Source organism: Streptomyces sp. 13-12-16 (assembly GCF_002114215.1).
Lineage (GTDB): Bacteria > Actinomycetota > Actinomycetes > Streptomycetales > Streptomycetaceae > Streptomyces.
The window spans coordinates 8591-15501 of sequence record NZ_NCTE01000910.1 but is presented as its reverse complement, the minus strand read 5'-3'; the positions used below and the strand labels follow the sequence as shown (position 1 = coordinate 15501).

Sequence of the window (6911 nt, the reverse complement as noted above, 5' to 3'; positions counted from 1 at the left end):
CCCACCCTCCACCACCGCCGCGACGGCATCCTCCCCACCATCGCCGCCGCCCTCTCCGTCCGCGGCGCCACCCTCACCGGCACCGCCGCACGCGGCGACACACCCCCCGCCCTGCACCCCCTCGTCCAGGACTTCCTCGACACCCTCACCAGCGACCAACGCGACCGCTTCACCGGCCGCTGCGCCGAGACCATCCTCATCTCCCGGCACATCACCACCGCCGACGCCGCACGCAGCAAACGCGCCGCACGCAGACCCATGACCAACGGCGAAGCCCGCAAAACCCTCAAACACGCCAAACTCACCACCCGCCGCATCCGCGAGGACGGCGACCCCCTCCACGGCGCCTACGCCACCCCCTGCCGCGCCTGCACCGCCCTCATCGCCCACTTCGGCGTCCGCATGGTCGACCCCGCCACCAACGGCTGACCCCAGCCCCCCGCACCACCCACGACCTCGACGAACGAAGGCAGATGCACACCGACCGCACCTCCACCACCCGCTTCGCCGTCCCCGTCGACGCAGCCCTGCGCGCCGCCGGCTGGCAACCCGGACGCTGGAACATCAAACAAGCCGAAATCTGGGCCGACACCCTCCGCGACCACACCTCACCCGCCGGACACCGCCACACCGTCTTCCCCGCCGCCGTCGAAGCCTGGGCCGAATTCGGCGGACTCCACATCACCCCCACCGGACCCGGCCGCCAGATCGCCCCCACGACCCTCCACCTCGACCCCCTCCACGGCCTCCACCAGGCCCGCACCCTCGGCGACCTCGGCCGCGCCCTCGACACCGAGGTCTGCCCCCTCGGCACCGAGACCGACACCCAGGCACTCCTCGCCATCGACGCACAGGGCCGCACCTACGCCCTCGACCACACCGGCGACTGGTACCTCGGACCCGACATCGACCACGCCCTCGCCACCCTCGTCTCCGGCATCCAGCCCGCACGCCTCACCGCCGGCTGAACACACACGACCACCGGACCACCCGACCACGACGCCGGACCACCCGACCACGACGCCGGACCACCCGACTACGACGCCGGAATCACCGCCGACACCCGAAAACCCCCCGCGTCCGTCGGCCCCGACACGAACACCCCGCCCAACGCCGACACCCGCTCCCTCATCCCCACCAGACCGTTACCACCCGACGGCAACCCCGCCGACGCCCCCACCCCCGACGGCGGCTCGTTCTCCACCTGCATCGCGATCTCCGACACCCGGTACGCCAGACGCACATACGTCTTCGCACCCGCCGCATGCTTGTGCACGTTCGTCAACGCCTCCTGCACCACCCGGTACGCCGTCGACTCCACCTCACGCGCACACGACCGCGACTCCCCCTCCACCGACAGATCGACCACCATCCCCGCAGCCGCCGACTGCCCCACCAACTCCTCGATCTCCGACAGACACGGCCCCTCCCCCTCATCCACCGCCCGCGACGCCGCAGCCGCCGCAGCCGCCCCCACCGCCGCCAACGGCACCGACGCCCGCTCCCGCCGCTGCCCCCCGTCCCCACCCGAACGCAGCACCCCGAGCATCTCCCGCAACTCCGTCAACGCCTGCCGCCCCATGTCCCCCACCAGAGCGGCGTTCCTCACGGCCTTCTCGGGATCCTTCCGCGCCACCGCCTGCAACGCCGCCGCGTGCACCACCATCAGACTCACCCGGTGCGCCACCACGTCGTGCATCTCCCGCGCGATCCGCGTCCGCTCCTCGCCCCGAGCCCACTCCGCCCGCTCCTCGGCCCGCTCCGCGAGCAACTGGAGCTCCCGCTCCAGACTGTCCGCCCGCTCCCGCAGACTCTCCATCAACCGCCGCCGCGCCCCCACGTACAACCCCAGCAACAACGGCGGCGCCGTCACCCCGATCGCCATCGTGATCGACGCGAACGGCACGATCCAGTCCCCGACGTCCAGCTCCCCCCGCGCCAGGTTCTGCCGCATCCGCACGAACATCACGATGAGCACGCCCACCGACTGCATCCCGGCCAGCGACGCGATGATCCGGCGCGGCACCTCTGACGCGGCCAGCGAGTACAGGCCGACGACTCCCATCAGGAAACCCATCGCGGCCGGCGTCACCGCGATCGCCACCAGCACCACCGCGATCGGCCACCGCCTCCGCACCAGCAGCACCGAACCGGCCAGCACGCCGAACACGACCCCCACGGCCGCCGGAACCCCCGCCTCCCGCGCGAACGGGACCCCCTCCAGCCCGCACTCCAGCGCGGACGCCACCGCGAGGCCCACGTCGAACACGGCACTGCGCCGCCTGTCCCACCACCACGGCCCTCCCCGGGCCGTCACCAGCTCTTCCCCCGTCGTGGTCATGTGTCCAGCCTACGGGCGGGAAGCTCCGCTTTTCCGGCGAGTTTCCACGTCCGGACCACACCACACCGGGTGACCGTTCGGACGCGGTACGGCCCGAAATCCCTCGAACTGCTGAATCGGACACCGTTCGAGAGGGGAACCGACCATTCCGCCCGGACGGTATGCGTGTGACACATGCACCCAGCAAATACGACGACTTCGAGAAGTTGCGGGAACAGGCGGTGGCTCTGCGACGAGCCGGACTCAGTCGACGCCAGATCCGCGACCGGCTCCACGTCGACAACAACGACATCCTCAACCGCCTCCTCCAGGGCGAGCCGGCCCCGGAATGGACGAAACGACCGAACGCCAAGGACGACCTACGGGAGAAGGCGAGGGAGCTCCGGCTCCAAGGCCGGACGTACGACCAGATCCAGGTCGAACTGGGCTGCTCCAAGGGCTCGATCTCGCTGTGGGTACGGGATCTGCCGAAACCGGAGCGGAAACGAAGCCGTGAGGAGGCTTCGGCGATCGCGAGGCGAGGCTGGGAAGCCACGCTCCGACTGCGCGAGGAGGAACGGCAGCGGACCAAGGCGGCCGCCGCGAGCGAGATCGGCACACTGTCCGACCGCGAACTCTTCATCGCCGGCGTGGCCCTCTACTGGGCCGAGGGCTCCAAGGACAAGCCGTACGCCAGGCGCGAGAACGTGCAGTTCGTCAACAGCGACCCCGGCGTGATCCACGTCTACCTAGCCTGGCTGGACTTGCTGGGAGTGGAGCGCAGTCGTTTGCGCTCCAGGGTCATGATCCACGAGACGGCTGACATTGAGGGCGCCGAGAGCTACTGGGCCCATCTATTGGGCGTTGACGTCTCACTCCTCCAGAAAACGACCGTCAAGAAGCACAACCCCAAAACCGTCCGCAAGAACGTCGGCGACGGCTATCGAGGCTGCCTCGCGATCACCGTCCTGCAAGGTGCCGAGCTGTACCGTCGCATCGAAGGCTGGTGGTACGGCATAGTAGGGGCTGCCACCGCAGCCGATCTAGCAAATCGGACATAGCGGTAATCCCGGGTCGTCTAAGGGCAAGACGTCAGATTTTGGCTCTGATCATGGGGGTTCGAGTCCTCCCCCGGGAGCACATGCTCAAGTTCGGGTCCTGACCGGTCACCGGTCAGGACCCGCTCTCATGTCGGCCCCGAAACCACCCCGGTATCCTGCGGATGTCACCCCCTCCCCCATCACAGCCGAAGGGCATCCCGTGAGCACCAGTCGCCCGGCAGCCGTCGTCGTTCTCGCAGCGGGTGAGGGCACCCGTATGAAGTCGGCCACACCGAAGGTCCTGCACGACATCTGTGGCCGTTCCCTGGTGGGCCACGTGCTCGCCGCGGCCGGTGAGCTCCAGCCGGAGAACCTGGTCGTCGTCGTGGGTCACGCCCGCGAGAAGGTGACCGCGCATCTCGCCGAGGTCGCCCCTCAGGTGCGTACCGCCGTGCAGGCGGAGCAGAACGGCACGGGTCACGCCGTGCGGATGGGGCTGGAGGAGCTGGGGGGCTCCGTGGACGGGACCGTGGTCGTCGTGTGCGGGGACACCCCGTTGCTGACGGGTGAGACGCTGCGGCGGTTGTCGGCCACGCACACCGCCGACGGGAACGCGGTGACCGTGCTGACGGCCGAGGTGCCGGACGCGACCGGTTACGGGCGGATCGTGCGGGACGAGGGCGGTGCCGTCACGGCGATCGTGGAGCACAAGGACGCGTCGGCCGCGCAGCGGGCGATCCGGGAGATCAACTCGGGTGTGTTCGCGTTCGACGGGGCGTTGCTGGCGGACGCGTTGAAGAGGGTGCGGACGGACAACAGTCAGGGTGAGGAGTATCTGACGGACGTGCTCGGGATCCTGCGTGAGGCGGGGCACCGGGTGGGTGCGTCGGTGGCGGGGGATCATCGTGAGATCGCGGGGATCAACAACCGGGTGCAGTTGTCCGAGGCGCGGCGGATCCTCAATGACCGGTTGCTGACGGCGGCCATGCTGTCGGGGGTGACGGTGGTGGATCCGGCGACGACGTGGGTGGATGTGTCGGTGACGTTCGAGCAGGACGTGGTGGTCCATCCGGGGACGCAGTTGCACGGGGTGACGCATCTCGCCGAGGGGTGTGAGGTGGGGCCGAACTCGCGGTTGACGGACACGCGTGTGGGTGCGGGGGCGCGGGTGGACAACACGGTGGCGGTGGGTTCCGAGGTGGGTCCCGAGGCGAGTGTGGGGCCGTACGCGTATCTGCGTCCGGGGTCGCGGTTGGCGCGTAAGGCGAAGATCGGTACGTACGTGGAGACGAAGAACGCGTCGATCGGTGAGGGGACGAAGGTTCCGCATCTGTCGTATGTGGGTGATGCGACGATCGGTGAGTTCTCGAACATCGGTGCGGCGAGCGTGTTCGTCAATTACGACGGGCAGGACAAACATCACACGACGGTCGGGTCGCACTGCAAGACGGGTTCGGACAACATGTTTGTGGCGCCTGTCACGATCGGGGACGGTGCTTACACGGCTGCCGGGTCGGTGATCACGAAGGATGTGCCGCCGGGTTCGTTGGCCGTGGCCCGTGGCCAGCAGCGGAATATCGAGGGTTGGGTGGCTCGTAAGCGTCCGGGGAGTGCTGCCGCGAAGGCGGCGGAGGCGGCTTCGCGGGAGCCGGCCGCCGAGGACTGACCGGATTCGGCCCTCTCGAACAGGGCGTACCGTGATAAGTGCACTTCCGCACCGCCATCAGCTGTGACACCTCTGAGGAGATTGTGCTGTGACCGGGATCAAGACGACCGGCGAGAAGAAGATGATGTTCTTCTCCGGCCGCGCCCACCCCGAGCTTGCCGAGGAGGTCGCCCAACAGCTGGATGTGGGGGTCGTCCCGACGAAGGCCTTCGATTTCGCCAATGGTGAGATCTATGTGCGGTATCAGGAGTCGGCTCGTGGTGCCGACTGTTTCCTGATCCAGAGCCACACCGCTCCGATCAACAAGTGGATCATGGAGCAGTTGATCATGATCGACGCGTTGAAGCGTGCGTCGGCCAGGTCCATCACGGTGATCGTGCCGTTCTACGGTTACGCGCGGCAGGACAAGAAGCACCGGGGTCGTGAACCGATCTCGGCGCGTCTGATCGCGGACCTGATGAAGACGGCGGGTGCCGACCGGCTGCTGGCCGTGGATCTGCACACGGATCAGATCCAGGGGTTCTTCGACGGGCCCGTGGACCATCTCTTCGCGCTGCCGCTGCTGGCGGACTACGTGGGTGCGAAGGTGGACCGTTCGAAGCTGACGGTGGTGTCTCCGGACGCGGGCCGGGTGCGGGTGGCGGACCGTTGGTGCGACCGGCTGGGTGCGCCGCTGGCGATCGTGCACAAGCGCCGGGACAAGGACGTGGCGAACCAGGTCACGGTGCACGAGGTCGTGGGTGACGTGGAGGGGCGCATCTGCGTCCTGGTGGACGACATGATCGACACGGGTGGCACGATCTGCGCCGCGGCGGACGCGTTGTTCGCGCACGGTGCGGAGGACGTGATCGTGACGGCGACGCACGGTGTGCTGTCGGGTCCGGCGGCGGACCGGCTGAAGAACTCGCGGGTGAGCGAGTTCGTGTTCACGAACACGCTGCCGACGCCGGGTGAGTTGAGCGAGTCCCTCGACAAGATCAAGGTGTTGTCGATCGCGCCGACGATCGCGCGTGCGGCGCGTGAGGTGTTCCAGGACGGCTCGGTGACGAGCCTGTTCGACGAGCAGTAAGAGCGGGTGAGAGCCGTGCGGTCCGTGCAGTAAGGGTTCTGCACCGGGCCCTCCGGTGATCGTTTTGGGTGCGGCCTCCTGGTCCGAGTAGACTGTCCGAGTTGCTCGGCGAGGGAGGCCGTTCCGCTTTTCACGAGGCGGGTTCGGCTGTCCGTTATCGACGCGCTCTTCGTAGCAGGCCGTTCGTGGCCGGGTGACCACGTCCGTTTCTGACTTCGAGGAGTGACCATGTCCGAGGTGAAGATCTCCGTCGCGACGCGCACCGAGTTCGGCAAGGGTGCCGCGCGCCGTATCCGCCGTGACAACAAGGTTCCGGGTGTGCTGTACGGGCACGGTTCGGACCCGCTGCACCTGACCCTTCCGGGCCACGAGCTGCTGCTCGCGCTGCGTACGCCGAACGTGCTGATCGCGCTGGACATCGACGGCAAGTCGAACGAGCTGGCGATCCCGAAGGCCGTGCAGCGTGACCCGCTGAAGGGCTTCCTGGAGCACGTCGACCTGCAGCTGGTGAAGCGCGGCGAGACCGTCCAGGTCGAGATCCCGGTGCAGACCGAGGGTGAGCTGGCCCCGGGTGGCTACCTGCTGGAGCACGTGCTGGCCGCGCTGCCGGTCGAGGCCGAGGCCACGCACATCCCGGAGAGCGTGACCGTCTCCGTCGAGGGCCTGGAGGCCGGTGCCTCCATCCTCGCCAAGGACGTCACCCTCCCGAAGGGCACCAAGCTGGCCGTCGAGGACGACGCCGTCGTCATCCAGGTGCTGGCCGCGCAGGCCGAGGAGGCGCCCGCCGAGGGTGCCGAGGGCGAAGAGGCCGCCGAG

General features: G+C 68.5%; 7 protein-coding genes and 1 tRNA gene. 7 read left to right on the top strand and 1 reads right to left on the bottom strand.

What is annotated here, in order from left to right:
* Together B7767_RS31960 and B7767_RS31955 are read left to right on the top strand one after the other, a co-directional pair.
* Nucleotides 1–429 (top strand): YwqJ-related putative deaminase (locus tag B7767_RS31960; RefSeq protein ID WP_085575177.1); only part of this gene is annotated, 429 nt, incomplete at its 5' end.
* Between the two features lie 44 nt (nt 430–473).
* On the top strand, nt 474–968 hold the full coding sequence (locus B7767_RS31955) for an SUKH-3 domain-containing protein (RefSeq protein ID WP_085575176.1): 495 nt from the start codon (nt 474–476) through the stop codon (nt 966–968).
* A 68-nt stretch (nt 969–1036) separates the two neighbouring features.
* Here the strand turns inward: B7767_RS31955 and B7767_RS31950 are convergent, their stop codons facing one another.
* Nucleotides 1037–2341, bottom strand: coding sequence for a sensor histidine kinase (locus B7767_RS31950; RefSeq protein ID WP_085575175.1), 1305 nt, complete (start codon nt 2339–2341; stop codon nt 1037–1039).
* A gap of 167 nt (nt 2342–2508) precedes the next feature.
* Here B7767_RS31950 and B7767_RS31945 point away from each other — a divergent pair, with 167 nt between their 5' ends.
* The 5 genes from B7767_RS31945 to B7767_RS31925 all read left to right on the top strand — a co-directional run.
* Nucleotides 2509–3381, top strand: a complete 873-nt coding sequence (locus tag B7767_RS31945; protein WP_085575178.1) for a hypothetical protein — start codon at nt 2509–2511, stop codon at nt 3379–3381.
* A 6-nt stretch (nt 3382–3387) separates the two neighbouring features.
* Nucleotides 3388–3458: transfer RNA gene (locus B7767_RS31940), tRNA-Gln, on the top strand.
* Between the two features lie 122 nt (nt 3459–3580).
* Entirely contained in the window at nt 3581–5026 is a 1446-nt protein-coding gene (gene glmU, locus B7767_RS31935) for a bifunctional UDP-N-acetylglucosamine diphosphorylase/glucosamine-1-phosphate N-acetyltransferase GlmU (protein ID WP_085575174.1), read from the top strand.
* 88 nt (nt 5027–5114) lie between these two features.
* On the top strand, nt 5115–6095 hold the full coding sequence (locus B7767_RS31930) for a ribose-phosphate diphosphokinase (protein ID WP_085575173.1): 981 nt from the start codon (nt 5115–5117) through the stop codon (nt 6093–6095).
* A 228-nt stretch (nt 6096–6323) separates the two neighbouring features.
* Nucleotides 6324–6911, top strand: a 588-nt coding sequence (locus B7767_RS31925; RefSeq protein WP_085575172.1) for a 50S ribosomal protein L25/general stress protein Ctc, incomplete at its 3' end; no start/stop codon positions are given.

Coding starts and splice junctions, on each gene's coding strand:
- B7767_RS31955 (WP_085575176.1), top strand. CDS start 474: ATGCACACCGACCGCACCTCCACCACCCGCTTCGCCGTCCCCGTCGAC.
- B7767_RS31950 (WP_085575175.1), bottom strand. CDS start 2,341: ATGACCACGACGGGGGAAGAGCTGGTGACGGCCCGGGGAGGGCCGTGG.